The sequence below is a fragment of the Streptomyces sichuanensis genome (assembly GCF_020328095.1).
GTDB classification, from domain to species: domain Bacteria; phylum Actinomycetota; class Actinomycetes; order Streptomycetales; family Streptomycetaceae; genus Streptomyces; species Streptomyces cinnamoneus.
Genome location: NZ_JAIXMK010000007.1, coordinates 1 through 24,056, shown reverse-complemented (window position 1 = coordinate 24,056; position 24,056 = coordinate 1). Strand labels below are relative to the sequence as shown.

Here is a 24,056-nt window from a genome sequence, read left to right as displayed (position 1 = left end):
CGCGGGAGGGCGGGTCCGCTCCTGGGATCATGAGCGCATGTCCGAGGAGTCGAACCTGATGTCAAGCCTGTGGCCGCTCGTGCCGTCCGGGGCCACCGACTGGCTGCTGGAGCTGTGCGGCGACGGCATCACCGGGTTCATGCCTCCGGCGCTGCCTGACGCGGTGTGGGTGCTCAACGCCATGTACGAGCACGAGCAGGGGCCGGCCGATGTGTCGTACCACGAGTACCACCAGGCACGTCTGGCAGACGGGAGCATCCCACCCCACATCGTCGCGGGCATGGACCTCGATGCCGTGAGCGTCGCCACGGGAGGAGGGCTGGGCCGCGCCCAGCACCCGGGCCCCGGCTGGCGACGGCTGCGCTGGGCCGAGCTCGCCCGGCGGACCGGCGACCCGGCCGTGCCCGACGGACTGATGCCCTCCTACCGCTGCTTTCCCTCGGCCAAGAAGGAAGGCAGCTGGCCGCTCGGCGTGATCCCGCCGACCGAGGGAAGCCTGGACCGTGAGACCTGGAACCGGCTGATCGCCATCCTCACCCAGTACAGTCCCGCGGGCCCGGACACCCGCTGCCTGGCCTACTACAACCCGCTCGTGCTCGGAGCCAACGACTTCGACAACCTCCACGTGCGTGCGGGCCGACTAGGCGACGCCGAGATCCTCTACGACCGGTCCGAGGCTGACTTCAGCCCGTCCAACCTCTGGGCGGATGACCGCTCATGGGTCCTGTGCACCGACTACGACCTGTGGGCCACCAAGGTGGCCGGGCCTCCAGCCCTCATCACCGCGCTGCTGAACGACTTTGAGATCGAGGCGGTGCGGCTTCCCTGGGCGCACTGACGACGAACTGCTCGGGACCCTTCCTCAAGCCCTGAAGCGCGAGCGCGTCCGTATATACGCCGGTACCGGTTCCTGCTCGCTGGGGCCGCGCGGCCTTCTACGATCCTGTGCATGCTGGATCCCGAGCTGCTGGAACGGATCACCGCGCGGCGTGCGGAACTGGACGAATTCGAAGAACAGCTGGCCAGGCAGTTGGCGGAGGTACGGGCCGAGCGGGACGAGCTCGCCGTCGCCGAACGCGTCCTCGAGCGGATGAGCGAACAGATCGCTGACGAGCGCGCCTCAGCCGCGCCGGTGCCTGGTCAGGTGGCGGCCAAGCCGTGATGCTGATCCCGCACCGCACGCCGGACGTGGAGGAGACCGCACTGCCGCCGGATTACCAGCGCATCCTCGCCGTCGTGCGGCAGGCGGCCGGGCCGGTCATGGCCCGGCAGGTCGGCGAAGTGCTGGGAGTGGATGTCAGCGTGCGGGGCAAGCTGGAGCCGCTGCGCGGGAAGCTGGTCAGACTGACCGACCGCGGCTGGCTGCGGAAACTTCCCGACGGCCGCTTCACCACCCGCCTGTGACCAGGGGCACTGCCACCCGGAGCGGTGCGGCACGAGCGTAACCGGGGTGCCCCCGGAGGCCGTTGGCGCGGTGTGACGAGAACCAAAGAGCACGCCGAGGACCCCTGCCCACCTGTCTACCAGTGCCGTCTGCCGCTGTCCACGCGCACCGTCAACCACCTCGCCGATCTGCTGCGACGCCATCTGAAGGCCATACGGTCCAGGTGGCGGATCCTGCCGCCCGGGAAGATCGCGGTGATCGTCCTGGCCGTGCTCCGTCACGACCAGCGCCTGGCCGACATGGCCGGCGGCAACAACGTGTCCGAGTCCACCGTCCGCCGCTGGCGCGACGAGCTGATCGCCCTGCTCACCGCGCAGGCACCGCGCCTGGACCGCGCCCTGAAGAAGGTCGCCAAACAGGGCGGAGAGGTGGTCCTGATCGACGGGACCCTCATCCGCACCCAACGCCGCACCGGAAGGGCTGACCGGCGGAACTACTCCGGCAAACATCACCATCACGGCCTGCACTTCCTCGCCCTGACCGACGAGAGGGGCCGGTTGATCTGGATATCCGCCGCCCGTCCCGGCCGCATCCACGACATCACCGCCGCCCGCCACGACCACGTCCTGGCCCACCTGCGCGCCGCCGGTCTCGGGGCGCTGGCGGACCTCGGCTTCCGCGGCCTGGACAACGACGTACGCGACCCCGTGATCGTCACCGGCTTCCACGCCAGCCGCACCCACAAGCTCACGCCCGGCCAAAAGACCGCCAACCGCGTCCTCGCCGTCGGACGGGCACCGGTCGAGCACGGCTTCGCCCACCTCAAGAACTGGCGGACACTCACCAAACTCCGCACCGATCCCGCCCGCGCCACCCCGCTCCTGCCCGCCCTGCTCGTCCTAACGAACCTTCGAAGTCAACCGCTGACGGTGGGCGGGCTCCTGGCTCGGTGCATCCGCGCATTGCGGCAGGCATCTGTCAAGAATCTAGCCACATCACTCAGATGGATGGGTTATGCGAAAAGCGACTCTGGGTCGTTAATGTCCCTGCTGTCCTGGATGTGCACGTCCATGGCTCCCCTACAGAGGGAAGGAGACCTCGTCATGCGTACACCGAGGCATATGAGCAGGATCGCGGCGACCGCCGGAGCAGCAGTGCTGATGCTGGTGGCCGGCATGGCCACCCCGTCGCAGGCCGCCGAAGGCACCTTCTTCTATACACGCGCCGATACCGGAGCGGAGACCTTCGTCGGCTCCACGCCCACCGGCCCGTGCATTGCCATCCCCGGCGGGGCACGTCTGGCGCACAATGACACCGACACCGACGCCCGGCTGTACACCAACAGCAGCTGCACCTCGTCCAGCAGGTTCCTCGGCTCCCGCCAGCAGGACGAGTACGCCGCGCCGTACCCGACGTACGTGAAGTTCGGATAGCGGCAGCACGAGCAACGCCCATTGCTGCGGCCCCGTGACCGGCAGAAGTCCGTCGAGATCGGGGCCGCAGCCCTCCCCGCCTGGGATGCCGCCCGGCAGGGCGGTGCAGCCAGCTTTGTCGGACGCGTTCACCAATCGATCCAAAATGCCGTGCGTAGTCCTCTCTGACAGATGCTGCTGCAAGCAGGTTCCATGCGTTCCTGGTGCACGTTCGGAAAACGGATGACGCATTATGATCACGGCCGCTGTCATGGCGGACGATCTACTCCTCAGACAGCCGCCCACCACCAGCGTGAGCACCACGGCAAACGGTCACACCAGCCCTTTGACCTGCGACTTCAAGTTGGCGGAGGCTCACTGATCCGAAGCCATGATCCACCTTGCGATGATCGACCTCATGACCCGTCGCCTCACCGACGAAACCACACCGAACTGGCCCGGAACCTAAGCCCGGGACCAAACACGAATCAGCGGACCAAACGCTCAGCCAGAGGGCCGGCCTACAGGTCGAGCTGGTACTCGTGGGCCGTGTGCGTCGGCAGGTAGCCGAGCTCATCGTTGACGCGCCGCATGTGCGGGTTGTTGTCGGCGGTGTCGGTCAGCAGGCCGTCGAGGTGGGGGTGGCGCGCGCGGGCCTGGACGATCGAGGCGGCCTTCATCCAGAGGGCGAGGCCGCGGCCGCGGTGCTCGGGCAGCACCGCCGTGCCGTAGTGCTGGGCATCGCCCGTCCCGCTGCCGGGGACGACGAGTTCGGTGAAGCCGGCGATGGAGCCGTCCGACCGGTCGACGGCCGCCACGGCGTGGAGGACGTCCCCGCGCGCGGCGACGGCCGAGGCCGCTGCCCGTACGCGGTCGAGGTCCCAGACGACCGTGCCGTAGTCGACGGCGCCCATCGGCATGTCGTCCATCGCGCGCCGCGATGCCACGAAGGTGTCGGCGAGCTCGTCGGGCACCGTCCCCTCCCACGCGGCCAGTCGGTAACCGGCGTGCGGCGTTTCAGCCGCGGCGGTGAGGGCGGGGTGATCCGCCGCGGCCAGGGACAGCCGGGCGTAGGTCAGGGCCAGTGCCGCGCGGAAGCCCGTCGCGATGAGGAAGGCGGCGCCGGGGGAACCACTCTCGGCCTGGGCGATGACGCTGCACCGGCCGTCCTGGCGGGCGGCGGCGACGGCCGCATCGAGCAGGAGGGAGCCCGCCCGCCGACGCCGTTCGGCCGGGTGGACCTGGATGTCCATTTCGGCGAGGTGGCGCTGGCCGTCCTTGGTGAACAGGCGCAGGAAGGCGTGCCCGACAGGGGTGCCGTCAGGGCCGGAGGCCAGCCAGGCCAGTCGACGACCGGCGGACGACTCTTCGGGGGCGGTCAGGGCGGTGAGGCGTATGGACAAGTTGTCTCCGTCAGGGGAAGGATCGCGAGGGCCGGAAAGGCCACCCGGCGGCGTCGGGATGCCCGCCGTGCTCCGGCGTCAGGACGGGTTGATCGCCTGCATGACGGCGTGCCAGGAGGTGGCGTCGAAGATCAGGCGAATGGTGTCGATCCGGCCGTTGGTGAGGTGGAAGTGTTCGGCGGTGCGCTGGCTTCCGATGGCCGGGAGCGAGGTGTGGACGTCGTAGACGAGGGTGGCTTCGCTCTCGCCGTACAGTTCGCTGATCAGGTCGACGCCGGTCACGACGGCCAGGAACGCGTCCAGGTCGCCGAGGTGATCGTGGGGGCTGTCGGAGGTCTGCAGGGGGCTTTGGAAGTGGAAGGGCTCGGCGAGAGTCCGGGCGGCGGCGGGGATGTCACCGCTGAACCGGGCCTGGTGGTAGGCACGGACGGTGGCGCGCGTCGGTGATGGTCGTGGCTGTGGTCATGCGGAGGTCGCCCCTTCGGTGGCAGCGAGGTGGGCGGCGATGCTCTGCTGGTTCTGCACCAGGCGGAGGCACAGGTGGCGGAGCTGGTGGAGCTCGGCATCGGTGAAGCCGTGGAACAGCGCCGCCATCGCCCGCTGCGCCGGAATCCGGAATTCGTCCAGCCACGCCAGTCCGGCGGGTGTGATGCGGGCGAGGACGGACCGGCGGTCGCTGGGGTCGGGATCGCGCCGGACCAGCCCTTCGCGTTCGAGTGTGTCGACCAGGCCGGTGGCGTTGCGGGCAGACATGCCCGCGGAGCGGGCGAGATCGCCCGGATTCGCACCGGCCTCGCCGACGGTGCGCAGCCGGATCAGGACGTCGAGGGCTCCCGCGCTGAGGCCGCGGCCTTCCGAGCCCTGAGCGCGCAGGCGCTCGACGGACTTGTGCGCGGCGCGCGCGGCGGCCGCCGCCTCCAGGCGGAGCGTGTCGCCCTCAGCCGCGAACTCGGCCATTGATGCGCGGACTTGGGGGTCATAGATCAGCCCGTCCGTGTCGCGGGCGAGCCCCTCGGAATTAGTTACGTACTTCATAATGAAGTATTACTTGATCTTGTTGAACGCCGTCAAGGTGATGGAGGCGTCCGCGGAGGCACCCGCGGCGGACCCATCGACCATCACGGACACCCCTCCCCCGGCCGGAACTCAGACGGAACGGCCCTTGGGCAGGCTCAAGGGCCCCAGGGCCTTCGCCGGCGGGCCGCCGATGGGCAGGCCCTGCCCGGTGGCCGACTTCGCCGTCTCGCCCACGAGCTCGCCCGCCGACCCCGCCGTGGTGCCCGTGACCCGCTGAACGGCGGAGACCGTCTCCTTCACCGCGGTGCCGCCGGTCCGGCCGGCCGTGGGCACCGACTTCTTGACCGCCTTGCTCCCGGTGTCGCCGGCCAGTCCTGTCGTCTTCCGAGCAGCCCTGTCCACCGCCGTGCTCAGGCCGGCGGGGTCGCCGACGCTCACGCCACTCAAGTCGGGGGCCTGCGGCAGGTCCGCCGCATGAGCGGTGGAACTCATTCCCATGGTGCTCGCGCTCAGGGCTGCCGCGGCGATGGCTGCCGCCGCGAGGGCTCGTCGCATCGGGACTCCTTCGGACGTCAGGGAGATGGACCGTCACGACGAGAACGAGCCGGGGACGCCTCCGGACACGTAGGCACCACCCCGCACGGTCCGCGCTGTGCGGCGGCCGAGCGCCGCGAACGCCCCGCCGCATCGAGTGGGGCCGCCGCGCGGCTGCAGCCCGCGATCGCTGTCACCCGGGTGGCCCACCTGGGTAGTCCCCGCTTCGGCCGCGTGGTCGCGTGGAGGAAGGCCAGCCTGCAACACGGAGGGCCGGTGCCGGCGGAGAGACGTGCCGACATTCCGTGCGTAACGTCGACAGGAGTCGTCATGTCCTTGCACCGGAGCCACCTCGCGGCGCTGAGCTGCGCCATAACTGTCATGGGCTTCGCCCTGTCCTGGACCGGCGCGGCGACGGGGGTCACTCCGAGCGTGCTGCCCGCTCCGCAGGTGAAGGTCAGCAAGGCGGAGGCGGATCTGTGTCCGACGCCGGCCGTCGCCAGAGCACTCGCCGACCAAGGGGTGATGCTCGGCGCCAGGAGCCCGGCGGTGATGGCCTACGTGGACGGGCGTCAGTGCGTGCGGCTGCCGATGACGCAGGGCGGGTTCGCGCTGGATCTCAGCGCGGGATCGGTACCGGCCGAGGGTGGCATCACCTTCAAGAAGTCCACGGGCCGGACTCTGACCTTCACGGACGTGGTGTTCGACTTCGGCACCCGCAGGGCCGACGGAACGGCCACCATCGAGGGCGCCGGGGCCGGCAGGGCGCGGCAGCAGTCGGTCACGCTGTTCACCCTGGAATTCCAGCTGGACAAAACCAGGGTCGACCTCACCAGGGGCACGGCGGAGGGCGCCGCGGCCCTGGGCATCGGCCAGGGCGGGGACAGCGCGCTCAAGGACGCGTTCGGCACCAGCCCGCTGCCTGCCCAGGGCACGGTGTTCGACGCCAGCGCCGGCGGTGACGTGACCCAGGCGGCGCAGGCGCTCTCCCGCGCCCTGCTGCCGTGACCGGCACGGTCGGTGGCGCTCCGGCCCGGGTGACCGGAAGCACACCCGGCGAACGCGTCGCGGACGCCATCCGGGTGGAGATTCCGCCACGCTACTGCCCCCTGCCCTACGCCGAGCACCCGGACGCCGGCCTGCTGAACGCCCGGGCGGCGGACTGGCTGAACGGCTACGGCCTGTGCCGGGAGGGAGCCCACCGCGTGCGGATGACCGGCAACGACTGCGGGGGTTTCTACGGGCGGATCATGCCCCGGGCGCCGGCCGGCCGGCTCCAGATCGCCGTGGACTGGTGCGTGCTGATGTTCGCCTTCGACGACCTGCACTGCGACGAGGGGCCCGCCAGCCTGCGGACGAGCGACTTCTCCGGCCTCGCCACGCGCCTGCTGCGCGTGCTCGAAGCGCCGGGAACGCAACCGGGCGCAGTCGTGGAGCCGTTCCTCGCGGCGACGGCGGACCTGGCGGCGCGCTGCCGCGCCGCAGGTACACCCGTGCAGACCCGGCGCATGGTGGAGGGGCACCGCGCCTGGTTCCTCGGCGTGCTGTGGGAGTTCGGCTGCCGCCTGCGAGGCCGTACGCCGTCGCTCGACGACTACGCCCGCATGCGGCAGCACTCCGCGGCCGGCGCGGCGACCTTCAGCTGGACGGAGATCGTCGACGGCGAGGAGATTCCGGAACGGGAACTGGTGTCGCCGGCGGTACGGGCGTTGCGGGAGCTGGCCTTCACCACGGCGGCTTTCGACGACGACCTGTTCTCCTACGGCAAGGAGCAGTGGCTGGCCGCGCACAGCGGGCACGGCAACGGGTGCCGACTGAATCTGGTGGACGTCCTGGTGGAGGAGCGGTCCCTGTCCCTGGCGGAGGCGATGGAGGAAGCGGTGGCGCTGAACAACCGCCTCACGGCCCGGTTCGTGCAGCTGCGCGACCGGGTGTTGCCGGGGGCGAGCCGGCCGGTGCGCCGCCACCTGGGTCATCTGTCGACGCTCATCAGGGGCAACCTGGAGTGGGGCCTGCACGCCGGCCGCTACACCGACCCCGACGGCCGCCATCCGGCCGCTGTGGTCACCACGGGCTCCTTCACCGAGGCGGTCCCGCCGGCAGGGCCGCCGGGGATTCCCTCCTTGTCGTGGTGGTGGGACCGGCTGTAGGACCGGGAGAGGCCGGTTGGCGGGCCGGCTTCAGCGGCGGCGAGGGGTGAGGGTGAGACCGACGGGGCTGCGGGGTGGCAGGGCCACGGCCAGGCGCGGGCGAGGACTGCCGGATACGTGCACGTCGTAGCGGCTCAGCACGGCGGCGAGAACGAGCACCGACTCCATGACGAAGAACGCCTGCCCCACGCACTGGTGGGCACCGTCCCCGAAGGGCAGGTAGGCCAGGGAGTGCCGCTCGCGTACGGCCTTCTTCCCGAACCGGCCGGGATCGAAGCGCAGAGGTTCGGGCCAGAACTCGGCCAGCCGGTGGGTGAGGTAAGGAGAGATGACCAGTGTGGTGCCGGCCGGCACGGGCACCCGGCCGACCATGTCGTCCTGCCGGGCGACCCGGGGAACGGCCCAGGCCATCGAGTACAGCCGCATCACCTCGGCCATCACCTGCCCCGTGAAGACCAGCTGCCGTACGTGCTCGGGCCGCGGTGGCCCGCCGGCCAGTACCTGGTCCGCCTCCTGGCGCACCCGGGCCGCGACGGCCGGATGCCGGGCCAGCATCGTCCAGGCCCAGGTGAGCGTGAGTGCGCTGGACTCCGAACCGGCCACGAACAAGGCCACCACATCCTGACCGACGTGCTCGTCACTCAGCGGCCGGCCATCGCAGTCTCGCGCCCGTAGCAAGCCGCTCAGCAGGTCCGCGCCGTCACCGCCCTGTCGGCGGGCCCGGTCGATGACAGGGAGCAGCATCCGGTTGACGGTGCGGGTCGCCTGCAGGAACGCGCGGTCCCCGGGCATCGGCACGCGGTTCGGCACGAAGGGCATTGCCATGCGCCACAACAGCGAGCCCAGCGCCGTGGTCACCTCCTGGCCCAGCCGGTCGCACTGTGCGGCGCTGATGCGGGAGCCGAAGAAGACGGGGTTGATGACACGGTGCACCAGCCGGGTCATCTCCACCACCGCGTCCACCGGCTGCCTATGCGCCCGGCCGGCCAGCTCCTGCACCGCCTGTTCGACCGAGGCGGCGATCCCCTCCCCCGTCCGCTGCAGACAGCCGCCCGACATCCCCTTGCGCAGGGTGTCGCGGCTGGCCAGCCATCCCGGCCCTTCCCCGGCGATGCCCTGACCGGTCAACCGCCCCAGCGCGTCCCACATTGCGGCTCCGCGCACGTAGTTCTCCGCCCCGTCCCGCAACACGTGCTGCAGGTGGTCGGGGTGCGTGACCAGCAGGGGCCGGAACGGCCCCAGCCCCAGCCGGACCACCGTCCCCTGCCCCCGCCGGCCGGCTTCCTCCACCAGCCTCAGCGGGCCTCCCCTCACCAAGTGCCCCAGGACACGGTGAAGGGGCACCGCGTGGACACGGTCGAGGACGGGTGGTGGGAGCATCGACGGACGCCTTTCATGAGGCTTTGAGGAATGTCCGGTTGCGGCTGAAGGCCGCGTGTCCGGGCGCCCGTCACCGCGGTGGCCGGGCGCTGCGACTCCTGCCGCACCACACTTACGTGTGCCTGCGGCACGGCGCCCGGACCGGCCCGCCCGGCATCGACCACCTGGCCGTCGCTCTCACCCGCGTCCCGGAGTTCCCCGGTGCCCGGCACCGCCGGCTGCTCGCTCAGGCCGCGCCCGGTCCGTACGGAGGTGTGGCGCGTGGCAACCGGGCTGTCACCGGGCAAGGTTCCCTTGGGAGCGGTCAGCGGGCGGCGCGTGCAGCCGGTGATCCGGACGGAGGTGTGGACGTGTCACGGCTTCTGGTGATGCAGAACGCCCCGGGCGCCGGTCCGGGCCGTCTCGGTGAGTGGCTGGCCGAGGACGGGCTGGACCTGGAGGTGATCGCGGCCTACGACGGGGCGGAGCCACCCGCGTGCCTGGGGCACCGGGGCCTCCTCGTCCTCGGTGGCGGGTACCTGCCGGACGAGGACGGACGTGCGCCCTGGCTCGCACCCACGCGCGCACTCGTGGCCCAGGCGCTGGAGACCGGGGCGCCGGCCCTGGGCATCTGTCTGGGCGGTCAGATGCTGGCCCATGTGGCCGGCGGCACGGTACGGGCGCGGCACGGGGCGCCCGAGATCGGCAGCACTCCCCTGGCCCTGCGGCCCGAAGCCGACGACGACCCTCTCTTCGCCGGGCTGCCCCGCCGTGTCACCGCCATGGAGCAGCACCGGGACGCCATCACGGCGCTTCCCCCGGGCGCGGTGTGGCTGGTGACCGGTGAGCACTGCCCGTATCAGGCGTTCCGCGTGGGCGAGCGGGCCTGGGGCGTGCAGTTCCACCCGGAGGCCGGCCCGGACACCGTCCGGCGGTGGGATCCGGGCACCCTGACGGCGCACGGCCTCGACCCCCAAGAGGTCTGGCGCCAGGCAACAGCCGACGAACCGGTGGCGGCGGCCATCTGGCGGCAGGTCTCCGGGCGTTTCGCGAGGGTCGTCCGTGCCACGGTGCCTTCGCCGTGAACCGGCGAGGGCCGCGGGCTCACGGACGGCTGCCCGGCCTGCCGCTGCAGCCCGTCGCCGGCGGTCGGTGTCACGACCGCTTCGAGCGCCGCGACGCGTAGGGGCGCCCCGTTCCTCGCGGTCACCGGGGTGCGTGCCTGGCCGTCATGGCCTGCTCGTAGGCATGGAAGCCGTCCTCGACGCCCAGGAAGACGTCGTCGAAGGTCAGGTAGCCCCCGGCGACGACCGGGGTGTCGCGCAGGGCTTCGATGAGGAAGTAGTAGGCCCCCAGATCCTGCGTCTCCAGCACGGCGAAGTCCGAGACGCGTCCATGGAATGCCTCGGCATCGAAGAAGCGGGCGCTGACCCGGTCCGCGTAGGCGGCGAAGACCGGCTCCAAGTACTGGGCGCGCATCGCGTTGCGCTGCTGGCGCGAGAGCGCCAGCCAGCGCGGCGTGACCGTGTACGTCAGGACGATGCCGTACGTCATGAGGATCCCCCGAAGAGATTTGCTAACACCGTTAACTTTCGGCGCCAGCTAAAGTTATAGGCGTTAACTTTGTCAAGGGAAGGTGGGTGTGCGGTCATGCCGAGCACATCGGGAACCAGCGCCACCGGCCGGCGTCACCGGGTCCGCGAAGAGGCACTGGCCGAGATCCTGCGCACCGGCCGCCGGCTCCTGGTCGAGGACGGGCCGTCCGCCGTCACGCTACGGGCGATCGCCCGTGAAATGGGCATGACCGCACCCGCCCTCTACCGCTACTACGCCAGCCATCGCGACCTCGTCCAGGCACTGACCTCGCACCTTTACGACGAGCTGACCGTCACGCTGACCGAGGCGCGCGCACGCCATCCCGCCGACGAGCCGGGCCGGCGCCTGCGGGAGGTGTGCCGGGAACTGCGCCGCTGGGCCCTGGCCCACCCCCGCGAATTCGGGCTGCTGTTCGCCAAACCGGTCACCGACGCCGACACCGCGCCGGGTTCGGCCGCGCACGACCCCAGCTGGCGCTTCGGTGCCGTCCTCCTCGACCTGATGGTCGAACTGTGGCGCCGCGGCGGCATCCGGCCGCCCACCGGCCTGGATCCTTCATGGCTGGTCCAGTTGGAGGAGGTGCGCGAGCACCTCGCGGGCGAGCCCGTCCCCCTGGAGATCATCTACGTCTTCGTCTCCTGCTGGGCCCGCCTGTACGGAGCCGTGGCCGTGGAAGTCTTCGGCCACCTCGACTTCGCCCTCACCGACCCCGAACCGCTCTTCGAACACACCCTGCGCGAGACTTTGGCCGCTTTGGGCGAACGTTAGCTGCCCCCGGGACACCGGACCGGCCGCCGCGTCCTCGGCATCGCCGGCGGACACCGCCTAGCGGAGGTGGGTGCGGTAGCAGTGGGTGACGTACGGCATGGTGATCCGGTCGGTACCGGCCAGCGCGGGATGGGTGTCGCAGAAGGCACGGACTTCGGAGAGGAGCGCTGTGCGATCGGCGGGAGGGAGGGCGATGACGGAGCTGCCGGAGGTGACCAGGTCGAGGAGCTCGGCGCGGGTGAGGCAGTGGCGCCATTCGACGGTGCGGTACTGAGGAGGTGCGAAGGGCGGCTGAATGGCGTCGATGCCGACACCGGCGCTGGAAGTCCGTGGTGTGCCGCGTGGGTGCAGAATCCGGTCGAGGCCGGAAACCCAGTCCTCGCGCTCGTCGGGGGTGTTCCACACGACGCTCAACGTACCGTGCGGAGTCAGCGTACGGGCGATTTCGGGCAGGGCCCGTTCGGTGTCCACCCAGTGCCAAACCTGCGCGGCGACCACGGTGTTCACACTGCCGTCGGGCAGGGGAACGGCCTCGGCGGAACCGGGTAGCGCGAGGACGTCGGGAAGCCGGCGGGTGAGTTCTGCGCGCATCTGCCCGTCGGGCTCGACCGCGATGGTCTCCAGCCCGCGTTCGTGGAGTTGGCGGGTCAGTTTGCCCGTGCCGGCACCGAGGTCGAGGACACGCCGGGTGGTTGCCGGGACCATCCAGTCGATCGCCTCAGCCGGATAGGGCGGGCGCCCGCGCTGGTAGGCGGCCGCGGCGACGCCGAAGGACAGGGCCTGCGCCCGGTGGTCGCTGGGGTCCATGGCCGTCTCCCTGGAGCCTCCTCCGGCATCGGCGGGTATCACGGCGCACTGCACCCAGCCCGGAGGCCCGCCTCGGACAACAACCACAACGTAGCCGTGCGCGATGCTCAGGCCGTGCACCGGCAGATCCGTGTCGCGGACACTGCATACGAGCGCGGCCGCCGGCCGTGTCGAGCTGTCGCGGTGGCGTGTCGCAGGTTGCGTACCAGCGGGACAGCCTCCCGGCCCCCGAGACTTGACCTTGCAAGCCCGCCACCGGCGGCCACGGCGCGGCTCCCGCTCGCACGACCGAGAACGTCCCCCGTTCCCGCCTGCGGAAGGGACGAGATGAGACGACAGGGAGCGTGCACACCGTGGACCAGGAGAACGTGAGCGCCACCCTGGCTGTCGCCGTGCCCGCCGTGAGGGTGTTCGCGGTGCTGGCGGACCCGACGGCCCATTCTGCGATCGACGGCACCGGCTGGGTCCAGGAAGCCGTCGACCGGGCGCCGCTGACCGAGGTGGGGCAGGTTTTTCGGATGAACATGTATCACCCCAACCATCCGAACGGTGACTACCAGGTGGCCAACAAGGTCCAGGTGTTCGACCCGCCGCGCGCCATCGGCTGGCTGACGGGGCAGGACAAGGGCGATGGGCGTCTGGAGTTCGGCGGCTGGATCTGGCGTTACGACCTGGCGCCGCTCGGTCCGTCCGAGACCGAGGTCACGCTCACCTACGACTGGTCGGCGGTGCCGCAGTCCATCCGGGAGTATCTGCAGTTCCCGCCGTTCGGCCCTGAGCATCTCACCAACTCGCTGCACCACCTGGCCGACCTTGTCTCCGGGTAGGTGACGTCGTCGACCAGATGAGCCATCCGGGGGGCGGCACGAGCGCACCGCCCCGTGCCGGATGGGCGACTGATCGTTTTGTTACTGCTCGTCACGCACGGCGCGCCGTGTGGCGGTCTCGGTCTTGACCGTCTCGTGCAGCTCGTCCGACGTGAAGCCGAGGCTGCGCAGGATCTGCGCGGCCGGGCTCTCCTCGGCGCGGATCAGGCCCAGCAGCGTGTGTTCCGTGCCGACCCAGTCGTGGCCGAGGTCGGCCGACACGCGGCGTGCCTGCTCAATGGCCTCCTTGCTCTCCGGCCGGAAGGCGATGTGGCCCCGCAGCGCCTTCTCCCCGGCCGGCGGCATCGCTTCCTCGATCGCGTTGCGGATGCGTTGCTCCGACTCGGCTTTCGCCACCAGCACCTCGTACGCCAGGCCCCGCGGTTCGCCGAGCAGGCCGAGCAGCATGTGTTCGGTACCGATGAAGTCGTGCTTGTGCGTTCGGGCGGCCTCCTGGGCCAGCACGATGCTGTGCCGGTTCAGCTCGGTGAACCGCTCGAACGCGGAGGGCGCGTGGCGTTGCTGGGCGGCCTGTTTGGACACTCCGATGGCGTCACCGATCTGGGTCCAGGACGCGCCGTTCTGCTTGGCCTTGCCGACGTAGTGGTCGATGAGCTGGTCACCGAGGTCGGACAGCGTCTGGGCGCGAAGTCGCGCCTCACTGATGCGGGCGAGTTCGCTGGCTTCGGGAAGTTCCTCGTCGAGCTTGGCGATCAGGTCGGCGAGACTGATGTCGAGTGGGCTCATGCGTCAACTTTAAGTTGACGACTATTCAGCGTCAAGTAGTAGTTGACGACTACGAGTCGGGTGCCGGACAGCAACTCCCTCAACCGGTTGCAGGCCGCACAGCGCACGTCGAGGAGGGCGAGGGCCGGGCCGCCCGCCTTCCTCGACCGGGTTCATCGGTGCGCGGCCAGCGGATTGGGGACGGGCAGGTAGCGGGGTGCCGTGCCGTCCGCGCCGATCCAGCGGGAGAGGAGGTTGGCCTTGCCCGGGACGGTGGACGCGGCGAGGAGGGCGGCGGTCTCGGGCAATCCGCGTTCTTTGTCGTACCGCTCGAACTCCGCCCGCGCGGCCGGCCAGAGTGCGCCCGCAGCCCCGGGAAAACGGTGGGCGAGGGCGTCGGCGATCTCGCTGAGGTTGTTGACGACGAGGCAGTAGACCAGGCGCTGCCAGGCCGCCTCGCGCGGCATCTCGGGGATGGCTTTGGCGCCCTCGGTGTCACGGAAGACGGCCTGAACGGGTAGGTCATCCATGTCCACGGCGATCAGGGTGTTCTGCAGGTGGCACTCGACCGCCACGCCGTGCCGGACGTACGCCTCCAGCACGGGCGGGACGACGTTGCCCAGGTAGGCCGACCACCAGCGCAGAGGGTCGATGGGACGATCGAGGGGGTTCCCGTCGAAGCCCTCGGTGAGCGCGGCGGCCAGCACCGCGGTGGTAGCCGGCAGCAGGTGGCCGTCCAGGCCGTCGCGGACCAGGACCGGGAAGGTCTCCTCAAGACCGTGAGCCGTGCGGTACCCCGGTTCGCTCAACCAGGCCGCGGGCCCTTCCATGGCTGCGAAGGCAGCGGTGACCAGCGGGTCGGTGCGGCGCCCCTGGCGCAGTTCGTGCCGCCGCATCCGCCGGACGTCGTTGGTGATCTGCACCTCCAGGCTGAACTTCAGGAAGAGGTCGGCCGATCCAGGGCGCTCGGGGTTCCCGGAGATGTGGACCGTACGTACCGAGGACGTCGCCCGGGCCTGCCAGGGTGTGGTGCCCAGCCGGACGAGCCGGCCTTCGGCGAAGGCGGTGCGCACGGCCGGCAGGTGGTGGGTGAGGGCGAACTGCCAGGGGTGGGCGGGCAGCAGACGGTAGCCGGGCGGGGCCTGGCCCAGGGCGTCGAGGGCACGGGTGTCTCCGTCGTCGATCACTGTGTCTTCCCGGACGCCGAGCAGGAGCAGCGGGAAGCGGGCGTACGCCTCGGGGGCGTAGCGCAGCCAGGCGGCGGGCGGGCCGCCGCCGCTGCGGGCCTTGGGGGCCGGGTGGAAGGGGTGGCCCATGACGAGGGCCTGTTCGGAGCGCAGCCACCGGTCATGGGGCGGGGTGGCGCGGGCCCGGGTGGTGAGGATGGCCTCCAGGGCCTCGCGGCTGGCGGTCATCTCGGCGACCAGGGCGGGGTTGGAACGTGCGGTGCGGGCGCGCATCTCCTGGGCGGTGAGGTCGACGAGGTCGGCGTGATGCAGTGGGTGCCAGTCCGCACCGGTCCACAGTTCGGGCGAGGAGGGCCGGTGGCCCGTGCGTACGCGAAGCAGCAGGCCACTGGCGCGCAGGCGGTGGACGGCGTGGTCGGCGGGCGGGGTCCGGACCGGTTCGGCCGCCTCGCGGAGCAGACAGTTGAGCAGAGGCGTTATGGACAGTTGCTCGGCTACTCGGGCGAAGTCATGCATCGGGCATCAGTATGTATCGGGCATGAGTGTGCGTGGAACGTCCTGGCATATGGAGGGGGATCGTGTGTGCGATACCGCCGCCGGGCGGAAGCTGGCAGAGCAATTGGATGCGTTTCGCCCGGAGTTGGTGGACGTCTACCGTGCCGGCCTGCCCGGGGCGCGGGCCGCAGTGCTGGCGCGGCTGTGGCGGGGGCTCGTTCACGAGCCGTTGCCCTGGGTCGTCAGCCGCGTCGCCGGGCCTGACGGCGTTCGGTTGCGGCTGGCGGACGGGCGGTACCTGCACGGTCCGCCGTCGGATCCCTGGGCAACGGGGACGTCGGTCGCCTGCGTCGAGCTGGACGGCCGCCCGTTCGACCATCCGGCCCGGTTGCTGACGGCCCTCGCTGTGCCCGGCGGCGAGCGCTTCGCCGCCGAGCTCGACCACAGCGCCGCCTCCATGGCGCTCTCCCGCACCGCCCCTCGTCCCACGGGTCCGCCGGTGGCACCGTGGGAGTGGGAGCAGCGGTCGCCGGACGGACATCCCTACCACCCCACCTGCCGTTCCCGCCCCGGCTTCTCGGCCGCGGACCAGCTGGCGTACGCGCCGGAGCACCGGCCGGTGGTGGGACTGCGACTCGCGCCGGTGGCCGGGGCCGCGGTGCGCGGACCGTGGCCGGCCGAGCTGCGCGACGGCCGGCTCACGCTGATCCCGGTGCACCCCTGGCAGGCCGAGCACACCCTGACCGGCCGGGCCCTGCTGCCCGGGCCGGAGGCCCATCCGCTGCTGTCCCTGCGGACGCTCGACCTCGGCCGGAACGTGCACGTCAAGACCGCATTGAGTACGCAGCTCACCTCTGCGGTGCGGGACATCTCCGCCTATTCGGTGGTGAACGCCCTGATCACCTCCGACGTCGTCGAACGTGTCGCCGAACGCCTCGGCGGCCGGCTGCACATCGCCCGGACCCTGGCGGCGGCGGGTGCGGGCATACCGGATCTGGCGGCGGTGATACGGGAGTCTCCGTACGTGTACGCCGGGACGAGGGAGCAGGTGGTGCCGGTGGCGGAACTGCCCGCGTACTTCGCGCCGCTGACGCCCGGTGAGCGCCAGAAGCGGGTCATCGAGTTCGCGCACCTGGCCGTGGGGGTGTGCCTGGACCTGCTCGACCTGGGGGTGGCCCTGGAGGCACACGGTCAAAACCTCCTCGCCGTCCTCGACGAGGAGGGCCGGGCCCGGCGACTGGTCTACCGCGACCTCGCCGACATCCGCATCAGCCCCGTCCGGCTGGCCCGGCACGGGCTCCCGCCGCCACCGCTGACCGGGCGGCTGCTCAACGACGATCCCACCAGTCTCCGCCGCAAGGTCTTCGGCTGCCTGGTGACGGGCGCACTGGGCCCCCTGGCCGGAGACGCCCCGGCCCTGGGCGCGATCCTCCGGGCAGCCACCCAGGGCCTGGCCCCGACCCCCGACCTACGGGCCCTCATGACGGAGCGACTGCCGGTGAAGGCGCTCACCTGGATGCGGCTGGCTCCGGGAGGTGACCAATGGGCGCTGCTGCCCAACCCGGCCCTGCTGTGCTGACTACCCGGCGAAACGGCTCCGGCTGGGGCGGTCCCTTCCCGGGGGGCGGGCCGCCCTGCGGCGTCGGCGTGCCGTGGCACGTACCGGCGCGTCAGCCGGCCGGCTCGTCAGGACCCGGTCGCGGACCTCCTCGGGGGTCTCGACGCGGGGGTTCGACCTCGCCGACACTGACGAGGACGGCGCCCTGGACCTGCCGGAGTTCACGGTGTCCGCCCCGAACTCCCGTTGATCCTCCGCATCGTGTACGAATGTGCCAATGGACGTGCCAAGAGGGGCGGTGTGTCGCGGCCGGGAGACTGAGGCCACAGGAGCGAAGCTTCACACAGTCGTCCCGGAAGGATGTGGCGGATGCTGGTGCTCGGACGCTCGCAGGTCGAGGGCCTCCTGGAAACGGACGCGCTGATCGATGCCCTGGCCGTCGCGATGGCCGACCTGAGCGCGGACCGCGCCTCGGCACCCGACCGCGTCGCCGCGCTCGTGCCCGAGCGGGAGGGCCTCCTGGCCGCCATGCCCGGCTATGTGCCCTCGGCCGCGGTGCTCATGAGCAAGCTGGTGTCCCTCTTCCCGCAGAACGCCGGGACGCCGTTGCCGACCCACCAGGCCGTCATCATGGTGTTCGACCCGGACACCGGCGAGCCCACGGCACTGCTGGACGGTACGGCCATCACTGCCGCGAGGACCGCCGCCTGCTCGGCGCTGTCCGCGCGGCTGCTGGCTCGCGAAAACTCCACCGTGTTGGCGGTCCTGGGCACGGGCGCACAGGCCCGCTCCCACGCCCACGCGATCAGCCGGGTCCGGCCGATCCGGCAGATCCGTGTGGCCGGCCGGGACCCGGCCAAGGCCGCCGCCCTCGCCGGGGAACTGTCCGAGGCCCTGGAGGCGGACGTACGGGCGGCCCCCACGTACGCCGCGGCGCTCGACGGCGCGGACATCGCCGCCGCGACCACCCACTGCCTCGAACCCGTCATCCGCCGCCCCTGGCTCACCCCCGGAGTGCACGTCACTTCGGTCGGCTACAACCCGGACGGCCGCGAGATCGACGACGCCACCGTCGCCCAGGCCCTGGTCTGCGTCGAGTCGCGGCAGGCCGCGCTCGCCCCCTTCCCCGCCGGCAGCAACGACCTGCTCATCCCGATCCGCGACGGCCTCATCACGGCCGACCACGTGCACGCCGAACTGGGCGAACTCATCTCCGGCACGAAGCCCGGCCGCACCTCACCCGGGCAGATCACCCTCTACAAGTCGGTCGGCGTGGCCGTCCAGGACGCCGCGGCCGCGGCCCTGGTCGTCGCCGCCGCCCGCGAGCGGACGGTCGGCGAGGACATCACGTTGCGGTGACCGGGTGCACGGCCCCGTACGCTCGCGTCATGCGTGAGGCAGAAGAGCCGTTGCGGAAATCCCATGGACGTGACGGCCCCGGTCATGGCAAGCTGATCTTGTCATCACCGAAGGGGTGTAGCTCAGCCCGGCCAGAGCAGCGGACTCCAAACCCGCTAGTCGCAGGTTCAAATCCTGTCACCCCTGCTGACGGTCAGTCAGGCAAACTGCCTCTGACAAGCGGAAATATGCAACGCGGGGCTGCCACATCACTTGTGGCAGCCCCGCCGTTTTTCTCGCCCTCCGCATTTGGGAACACCGTGGGAACACGGCTGGGCTCCCTGAGCCCTATCGTCACTGCATGGCGAGCATCACAGAAAGCGTCCGAGAGCGGACGGGCTAACCACCTGTCAAGTGCGCTGGCATGAGGGCCTCGTTGACGCCCACAAGCAGCACTGGCCGCCCGGCTGGGTACGCGGGAAGGTTTTCGTGGAGGAGTCAGCCGTCCCCAGTGATCGCCCCTTGGTCGATTGAGCCTTGAGATATGTCAGCCGCCTCACTGGCATTGCGAACGCACACGGGATGACTACCAGCGTAAAATCCACCCACTCCTCTCATTAAGTTCTGATTCTTTCTTTGACGCGCACTGCAACTCGCTGGTGCTACAAACGCATCCTCAAACTGGCGCCGCAGGAGGCGGCGTTAGCCATAGATGTCGGAATCGTCCGCCCAGTAGGTAATCGTGCACCGCAGATCCGCGCGGTCACGCAAGCCCGGCTCGGGGCCAGCGAAATCCCACCGTTTTATCGGGCGGGTTCTCGGCGTGCGACAGGTATCGCCCACCATGGGTCTTGTCGAGCATCAGGCCGCAGACCCGCTGGAGGGTCAACTTCACCGATATCAGCTTTGTCAGCGTGGAGCCGCAAGCCTGTAGTGGTCGCTATGGAGTTCGTGTCCAATGTGGAAATTGACCACTATCGGCTTCAGCTCGAAGCCGTCGTGGGCGTTGGCTGCAGAGACTCCGACGAGTAAGGGCAGTCCGTTCGCGCCGGGACAGGATGTTGAAACGTCCATACACAGTGCCAGGGGCCGGATAGGCTGAGTTGCCGCCCCCGCACGCCGGCCCTACCGTGGATTGAGCAGTGGCCCACAACACTCTGGCACGTCACGCTGATGAGACGCCACCACAGACCACAAACGTCATCCGGCACGGCGAGACAACTCACCCGACCCCTCAACGGTAACGCCTGCATGCGACCGGGGGGTGGGACGGAGCCATCATGAACGTCTGCGCGCAGGCCGCACGTCTTCGCAAGTGCATCCCCATGACAGTCGCCCTGGTTCTCGGCGCCACTATGGGCATCGTACCGGCTTCAGCGACGACCCAGGGCCGCCTTGGCATGCCTACCAGCGTGTGTCAGCCCAACGGTACCGGATGCACCAAGGCCGGTTCCTATTACACCTATCAGCAAATCTATAAAGGCAACCCCGGCGGCCCCGGCGGCTCAATTCCGGGCGGGCCCCTTGAGGTCACCTGGACCTCGACTTACGTCTACCCGTACACGTCGGGAGTCCCACTCTACTGGAGAGTCGGGGTCACCTACCATAACGACGGTGACACGGTTCTCTACTTTGGCTGCTACGGCGGCTGGCCGACTGCCGGGTATGTCCAGGAGCACATGGTTGGGGGCAGCGGTAACAACGGCACCGTCAGTGCCGAATCGACCCTTTGCAGCCAGAACCCGAACTGGGTAGCAACGCTCGGCCCTGGCCGTGAGTTCACCCTGTGGGCGATCTTCCATAACGTGCCCTGGCCCGGCAGCAAGGTAGCGATCACGTGGGGCAACTACGGAAGCTCCCCCTATATTGACCCGTTCGTCAGCCCGCTGGCGACAGCCGGGTGAGTAGGTGGTCGGTGACGGTCCCGGACGGACCAGCGCAAAGTAGGTGCGTCTCCCGCTGGTGCTCGCTGATCGGCAGTCCGAGCTCCTCGGCTCGGGCTGTTCCGGCGAGTGCCCGGGAGCGACAGTGAGCACGTGGAGCAGGACTTAGAGACCGAGAACCCCGAGCCTGTGATGCCAGCCCCGTCCGATAGAGACCACGGCTCGCGCCCCACATAGGCCGCCGGTCCAACCCACCGCCCCTTCAACCTTTCAGCCCCCGTGCCTGCTGACTCGGGGGCTTTCCCGTGACACCGCGCCGGGAGAGCCGTGTGCGCCAGCGGAAAGTGAGACGACCGGCCATCCGACCATCCTCGACGGCTGGAGTCCAGCCGTCGAGCCGGCGGCCAAAACCGACGAGCCAGTGCCCCCGGCCCAAGTTGCGAGCCACTGGGGCCATGCCCCGCACGGTTCCGAAGTCAGCTTCGGTCACTCCCGGCCAGTTCATCACCGACGCCCTGTGGAACGCGCAGGTCAAAGCCCTCAACGACTACTCACCGCCACCGCCGCTGGCGCCTACCTCGTCATCGGCAACCGCCAGCTGGAACAGCAACGCAACCGGCTACCGGCGCTGCCGCATCACCCTCAACGGCTCCGCCCTCCCTGGAGCTGCCGTCGGTGCTGATGCCACCAACAGCGTGCTGTGCGGGCAGCGTGTCTCCACGATCGTCGCGATGAACGGCACCACCGACTACGCCGAAGTCCAAGGAGCCCAGTCCTCTGGCAACGCCCTGGCCGCCTACAGCCAGGACTTCGCGCCCAGCATGCGCGTCTACTGGCTCAGCCGCTGGCCACCTCCGCGCGCTTCCCCAGCCGGCGCTGCCGCAACGCTTGTCGGATGCGAACCGTTGTACGACGCTGTCTCGACACTGACCGAGTCGACCACGCGCTCGCCATCTCCTTCCACACGTGGCTCACTGCAAAGGGGCTCTGATCAATGGGCATCTACGGTCAGGACTGGGCCTCGTACCAGTCATCGACCCCCGACACCACGGGGCTCAGTTTCGCCTTCGTCAAGATCACCGAAGGGCTCTCCTACATCAACCCGAAATGGGTGAGCCAGCGGGACCACGCCAAGGCCCATGGACTGGTGTGGGGCGCCTACCACTACCCCCACATGGCCAACGCTCCTCGCGAGGAAGCCGACTACTTCCTCACCCAAGCGGCCTGGAAGCCGGGAGATGTCATCGTCCTCGACTGGGAGGGCTACGACCCCGCCAACCGGGACGTGCCCCGCAGGACCCAGGCCGCCTACAAGGAGGAATGGCTCCGCTACGTAAAACGCCGGATGCCGTACAACCCGGTCGGCATGTACGCGAACCTCGACTACTGGCGAAACGTCGACACGACGTCGTACTACGCGGACTTCCTGTGGATCGCCACGGCCGGCCGCGTCGCAGGCGATCCCGGCATCCAGGCGAACTGGCTCTTCCACCAGTATTCCGAGTCGGGGGGCGTCGACCGCGACTACTGCCACCTCAGCAGCCGGACAGCGCTGAGGGACTGGGCCCTGTCATTCCAGCCCACGCCGCCCACACCACCTGCTCCTGCCGCCCGCTACACGGAGGACGACATGCTCGCCTACCTGCCGCCCATCCCGGCCAATCAGGCCATCGACGTGCCCGTCGAGCCCGCAGGGACGCTGACCTCCCCGCAGGGCGGCGCCCGCAACGGCCCCCTCTGGCTCGTCCTGGCCGCGCAGGCAACCGATGCCCAGGTCACCATCACCTTCCACCACGAGGGCGGTACCTGGGACGCGCCCGCTGAGCCCGTTCCGGTGACGGTGGCCGGCAGCAAGTACGTCCTGGCCCTCCCGGCCAGTGCCAACGTCGACAAGGTCCGCATCCGGTCGACTGCACCGCTTGCCGGCTACCTCACCGGCCGCCAGGTCGCCTGAGCAGCCCCGCCCACTCCTTCCCACCGTGCCGCTGGCCCCGCCAGCGGCACCGTCTATTTGGAGCCAGCATGACCACCACAGCCTTCTGGACAGCCCCCTTCGAGCGCATGCTCCGCACCTTCGCTCAGGCGCTCCTCGGTGTCCTCGGCGTCCTCGGCGCCAACGCCACCGGTGTCCGTGACGCCGACTGGGCTGGCGCGCTCTCGACCGCCAGCCTCGCCACCGTCCTCGCTCTGCTGGCTGCGATCGCCACCTCTGGCGGCACTCACGGGCCGGGGATCACGGAGACGGTGGCACGCCGGTGCCCCTGCCGGATCAAGCCGGTGTCGTCGTCGAGCTGGAGCGGCTCCGCGGGGCGGTCGACACCGGCTTCGCCACCCTCAACGGCAGGCTCGACGTCTCGTTACAACTTTCTGGAAGCGCGGGAAAAGATCCTGCCCCGTGTATAGGACCATCCTCAGCTGAAGTTCGACTACCGCCGGGCTCCCGTCGCCCTCGGCACGAGCGGCCCAGGTTGCCGGGGCGGCATACGTCATGGTCGTGACGTGCTGGCGAGGGCCCTGGCCTCAAGCGGCCACGGTCCTTCTCGCGTTGGCTGAAGCAAGGCGTCCTGGAGTCGCGCCCACCTGCGCTCTGGCGGCGGACGGACGTCGCAGGTATTGAGAGCCGCGTGTGCGACGGGTGCCAGCGGAAGCCTCACGAGGGCCTGAGCTTCGGGTGGGGCCGCTCCCCCTCGGCCGGCGCCAACGTCATCCGGCACAGTGACCGGCCCGTTGTGAACCAGCCCATCGTCTGAGCTTGCGTCATGCCCAGACACTAGGAACGCCGCCACGCCATTCGATCAGGGCCGGATCGTCCAATCGGACATCATGCGGATCCGCCCCCGCACGACGCAGGCGCTCGTTCTGTGCCCCGCAGAATCATGCGAAATGGGGCTGCCGCGTTCATCGCGGCAGCCCCATCGCCGTTCTCAGACCAGTTCGGGTTGCGGTTCCGGTTGCCGCACCGGTGTGGCTTTCGGGGGCTTCGGTTCCCACCGTCCGGTGGTCCGTACGTAGCCGTAGATCACTGAGGCCATCGCCAGAATGAGAAGGGGTCCGGACACCCACGGGTGCTCGGCCATCTCCATCGGCAGATAGCGATACGACAGCAAGAGCGCGGCGAAGAGCGCTGTGCCGTAGGCGACCAGCAGCATTCCCGACCGGTCCCAGCCGCGGTCGAGCAGGCGCAGAGCCGTCTCGACCGTGAGCGCGAACACCACACCGGCGACGAGATCCACGCCATAGTGGTAGCCGAAGCCCAGGGTTGCGCTGAGCGTGGCGATCAGCCAGAACGCCCCCGCGTAGCGCAGCATCCGTGAGCCCTTGCGGGTGTGGATGAAGATCGCGGTGGCCCAGGCCGTGTGCAGGCTGGGCATGCAGTTGCGGGGGGTGATGCCGTCGTACAGCACCGGGTGCGGGGTAGTGACCGGCGGCGGCGTGTGAGGCCACAGGTTGACCACCGCCCACTGCACGCCACCGGTGCCGGAGGCGCCCGGGCCGTAGGCGAAGACCGGTCCGACCACCGGGAAGATCATGTAGATGGCCGGGCCGAGGAGGCCGATCACCAGGAACGTGCGG

At 70.0% G+C, this 24,056-nt stretch carries 24 protein-coding genes, 1 tRNA gene and 1 pseudogene; 16 read left to right on the top strand and 10 right to left on the bottom strand.

Annotated features, from left to right (window positions below):
• Window positions 1–37: 37 nt before the first annotated feature.
• From LE181_RS04460 to LE181_RS32400, 5 genes and pseudogenes are all read left to right on the top strand, one after another.
• On the top strand, window positions 38–838 hold the full coding sequence (locus LE181_RS04460; RefSeq protein ID WP_225659724.1) for a hypothetical protein: 801 nt from the start codon (window positions 38–40) through the stop codon (window positions 836–838).
• Window positions 839–949: 111 nt separating this feature from the next.
• Window positions 950–1,162, top strand: a complete 213-nt coding sequence (locus LE181_RS04455; protein ID WP_225659723.1) for a hypothetical protein — start codon at window positions 950–952, stop codon at window positions 1,160–1,162.
• Window positions 1,162–1,404 (top strand): hypothetical protein, encoded by a 243-nt coding sequence (locus LE181_RS04450; protein WP_225659721.1) that lies wholly within the window; start codon window positions 1,162–1,164, stop codon window positions 1,402–1,404. The genes LE181_RS04455 and LE181_RS04450 overlap by 1 nt, the downstream gene beginning before the upstream one ends.
• Window positions 1,405–1,476: 72 nt before the next feature.
• Window positions 1,477–2,817 carry a transposase family protein gene (locus LE181_RS04445; protein WP_225659719.1) on the top strand — a complete coding sequence of 447 codons (1,341 nt, stop codon included), beginning with the start codon at window positions 1,477–1,479 and terminating at the stop codon, window positions 2,815–2,817.
• A 361-nt stretch (window positions 2,818–3,178) separates the two neighbouring features.
• A pseudogene (locus LE181_RS32400) lies at window positions 3,179–3,265 on the top strand (IS5 family transposase); the annotation flags it as partial.
• Between the two features lie 52 nt (window positions 3,266–3,317).
• Here LE181_RS32400 and LE181_RS04440 read toward each other — a convergent pair.
• From LE181_RS04440 to LE181_RS04425, 4 genes are all read right to left on the bottom strand, one after another.
• Window positions 3,318–4,199: a GNAT family N-acetyltransferase gene (locus LE181_RS04440; protein WP_225659717.1), complete on the bottom strand. Its 882-nt coding sequence runs from the start codon at window positions 4,197–4,199 to the stop codon at window positions 3,318–3,320.
• 78 nt (window positions 4,200–4,277) lie between these two features.
• On the bottom strand, window positions 4,278–4,481 hold the full coding sequence (locus LE181_RS04435; protein ID WP_225659716.1) for a hypothetical protein: 204 nt from the start codon (window positions 4,479–4,481) through the stop codon (window positions 4,278–4,280).
• 180 nt (window positions 4,482–4,661) lie between these two features.
• Window positions 4,662–5,234 (bottom strand): MarR family winged helix-turn-helix transcriptional regulator, encoded by a 573-nt coding sequence (locus LE181_RS04430; protein WP_225659714.1) that lies wholly within the window; start codon window positions 5,232–5,234, stop codon window positions 4,662–4,664.
• Between the two features lie 111 nt (window positions 5,235–5,345).
• Window positions 5,346–5,771 (bottom strand): ATP-binding protein, encoded by a 426-nt coding sequence (locus LE181_RS04425; protein WP_225659713.1) that lies wholly within the window; start codon window positions 5,769–5,771, stop codon window positions 5,346–5,348.
• A 309-nt stretch (window positions 5,772–6,080) separates the two neighbouring features.
• Between LE181_RS04425 and LE181_RS04420 the strand changes: the two genes are divergently transcribed.
• Window positions 6,081–6,758, top strand: a complete 678-nt coding sequence (locus LE181_RS04420; protein ID WP_225659712.1) for a hypothetical protein — start codon at window positions 6,081–6,083, stop codon at window positions 6,756–6,758.
• On the top strand, window positions 6,755–7,900 hold the full coding sequence (locus LE181_RS04415) for a terpene synthase family protein (RefSeq protein WP_225659711.1): 1,146 nt from the start codon (window positions 6,755–6,757) through the stop codon (window positions 7,898–7,900). Before LE181_RS04420 ends, LE181_RS04415 begins: the two co-directional genes overlap by 4 nt.
• A 30-nt stretch (window positions 7,901–7,930) precedes the next feature.
• Here the strand turns inward: LE181_RS04415 and LE181_RS04410 are convergent, their stop codons facing one another.
• Window positions 7,931–9,214 carry a cytochrome P450 gene (locus LE181_RS04410; protein WP_225659755.1) on the bottom strand — a complete coding sequence of 428 codons (1,284 nt, stop codon included), beginning with the start codon at window positions 9,212–9,214 and terminating at the stop codon, window positions 7,931–7,933.
• A gap of 416 nt (window positions 9,215–9,630) precedes the next feature.
• On the opposite strand from LE181_RS04410, the gene LE181_RS04405 reads away from it, so the two are divergent.
• A complete protein-coding gene (locus tag LE181_RS04405; RefSeq protein ID WP_225659710.1) occupies window positions 9,631–10,344 on the top strand; it encodes a type 1 glutamine amidotransferase in 714 nt (237 codons plus the stop codon).
• Window positions 10,345–10,465: 121 nt separating this feature from the next.
• On the opposite strand, the gene LE181_RS04400 is transcribed toward LE181_RS04405, so the two are convergent.
• Window positions 10,466–10,813 (bottom strand): darcynin family protein, encoded by a 348-nt coding sequence (locus LE181_RS04400; protein ID WP_225659709.1) that lies wholly within the window; start codon window positions 10,811–10,813, stop codon window positions 10,466–10,468.
• Between the two features lie 96 nt (window positions 10,814–10,909).
• Between LE181_RS04400 and LE181_RS04395 the strand changes: the two genes are divergently transcribed.
• Entirely contained in the window at window positions 10,910–11,623 is a 714-nt protein-coding gene (locus tag LE181_RS04395; RefSeq protein ID WP_225659708.1) for a TetR/AcrR family transcriptional regulator, read from the top strand.
• A 57-nt stretch (window positions 11,624–11,680) separates the two neighbouring features.
• On the opposite strand, the gene LE181_RS04390 is transcribed toward LE181_RS04395, so the two are convergent.
• Window positions 11,681–12,430 (bottom strand): class I SAM-dependent methyltransferase, encoded by a 750-nt coding sequence (locus tag LE181_RS04390; protein WP_225659707.1) that lies wholly within the window; start codon window positions 12,428–12,430, stop codon window positions 11,681–11,683.
• 353 nt (window positions 12,431–12,783) lie between these two features.
• On the opposite strand from LE181_RS04390, the gene LE181_RS04385 reads away from it, so the two are divergent.
• A complete protein-coding gene (locus LE181_RS04385) occupies window positions 12,784–13,257 on the top strand; it encodes an SRPBCC family protein (protein ID WP_225659705.1) in 474 nt (157 codons plus the stop codon).
• Between the two features lie 81 nt (window positions 13,258–13,338).
• Here the strand turns inward: LE181_RS04385 and LE181_RS04380 are convergent, their stop codons facing one another.
• Window positions 13,339–14,043 carry a Clp protease N-terminal domain-containing protein gene (locus LE181_RS04380; protein WP_225659703.1) on the bottom strand — a complete coding sequence of 235 codons (705 nt, stop codon included), beginning with the start codon at window positions 14,041–14,043 and terminating at the stop codon, window positions 13,339–13,341.
• Between the two features lie 152 nt (window positions 14,044–14,195).
• Window positions 14,196–15,725 (bottom strand): IucA/IucC family protein, encoded by a 1,530-nt coding sequence (locus tag LE181_RS04375; RefSeq protein WP_225659701.1) that lies wholly within the window; start codon window positions 15,723–15,725, stop codon window positions 14,196–14,198.
• A 49-nt stretch (window positions 15,726–15,774) separates the two neighbouring features.
• Between LE181_RS04375 and LE181_RS04370 the strand changes: the two genes are divergently transcribed.
• The 6 genes from LE181_RS04370 (at window position 15,775) to LE181_RS04340 (ending at window position 22,886) form a co-directional block, all read left to right on the top strand.
• On the top strand, window positions 15,775–17,283 hold the full coding sequence (locus LE181_RS04370; protein ID WP_225659754.1) for an IucA/IucC family protein: 1,509 nt from the start codon (window positions 15,775–15,777) through the stop codon (window positions 17,281–17,283).
• A gap of 348 nt (window positions 17,284–17,631) precedes the next feature.
• Window positions 17,632–18,621, top strand: coding sequence for an ornithine cyclodeaminase family protein (locus tag LE181_RS04365; protein WP_225659700.1), 990 nt, complete (start codon window positions 17,632–17,634; stop codon window positions 18,619–18,621).
• A gap of 111 nt (window positions 18,622–18,732) precedes the next feature.
• Window positions 18,733–18,807 (top strand) — tRNA-Trp (locus tag LE181_RS04360).
• A gap of 1,073 nt (window positions 18,808–19,880) precedes the next feature.
• Window positions 19,881–20,504, top strand: coding sequence for a hypothetical protein (locus tag LE181_RS04350; RefSeq protein WP_225659698.1), 624 nt, complete (start codon window positions 19,881–19,883; stop codon window positions 20,502–20,504).
• 973 nt (window positions 20,505–21,477) lie between these two features.
• The gene (locus LE181_RS04345; RefSeq protein WP_225659696.1) at window positions 21,478–22,437 is read left to right on the top strand and encodes a glycoside hydrolase family 25 protein; all 960 of its coding nucleotides are present in this window, start codon (window positions 21,478–21,480) and stop codon (window positions 22,435–22,437) included.
• Between the two features lie 68 nt (window positions 22,438–22,505).
• A complete protein-coding gene (locus LE181_RS04340) occupies window positions 22,506–22,886 on the top strand; it encodes a holin (RefSeq protein WP_225659694.1) in 381 nt (126 codons plus the stop codon).
• Between the two features lie 521 nt (window positions 22,887–23,407).
• On the opposite strand, the gene LE181_RS04335 is transcribed toward LE181_RS04340, so the two are convergent.
• Window positions 23,408–24,056: phosphatase PAP2 family protein (locus tag LE181_RS04335; protein WP_225659692.1), on the bottom strand; the 649-nt coding region annotated here is incomplete at its 5' end.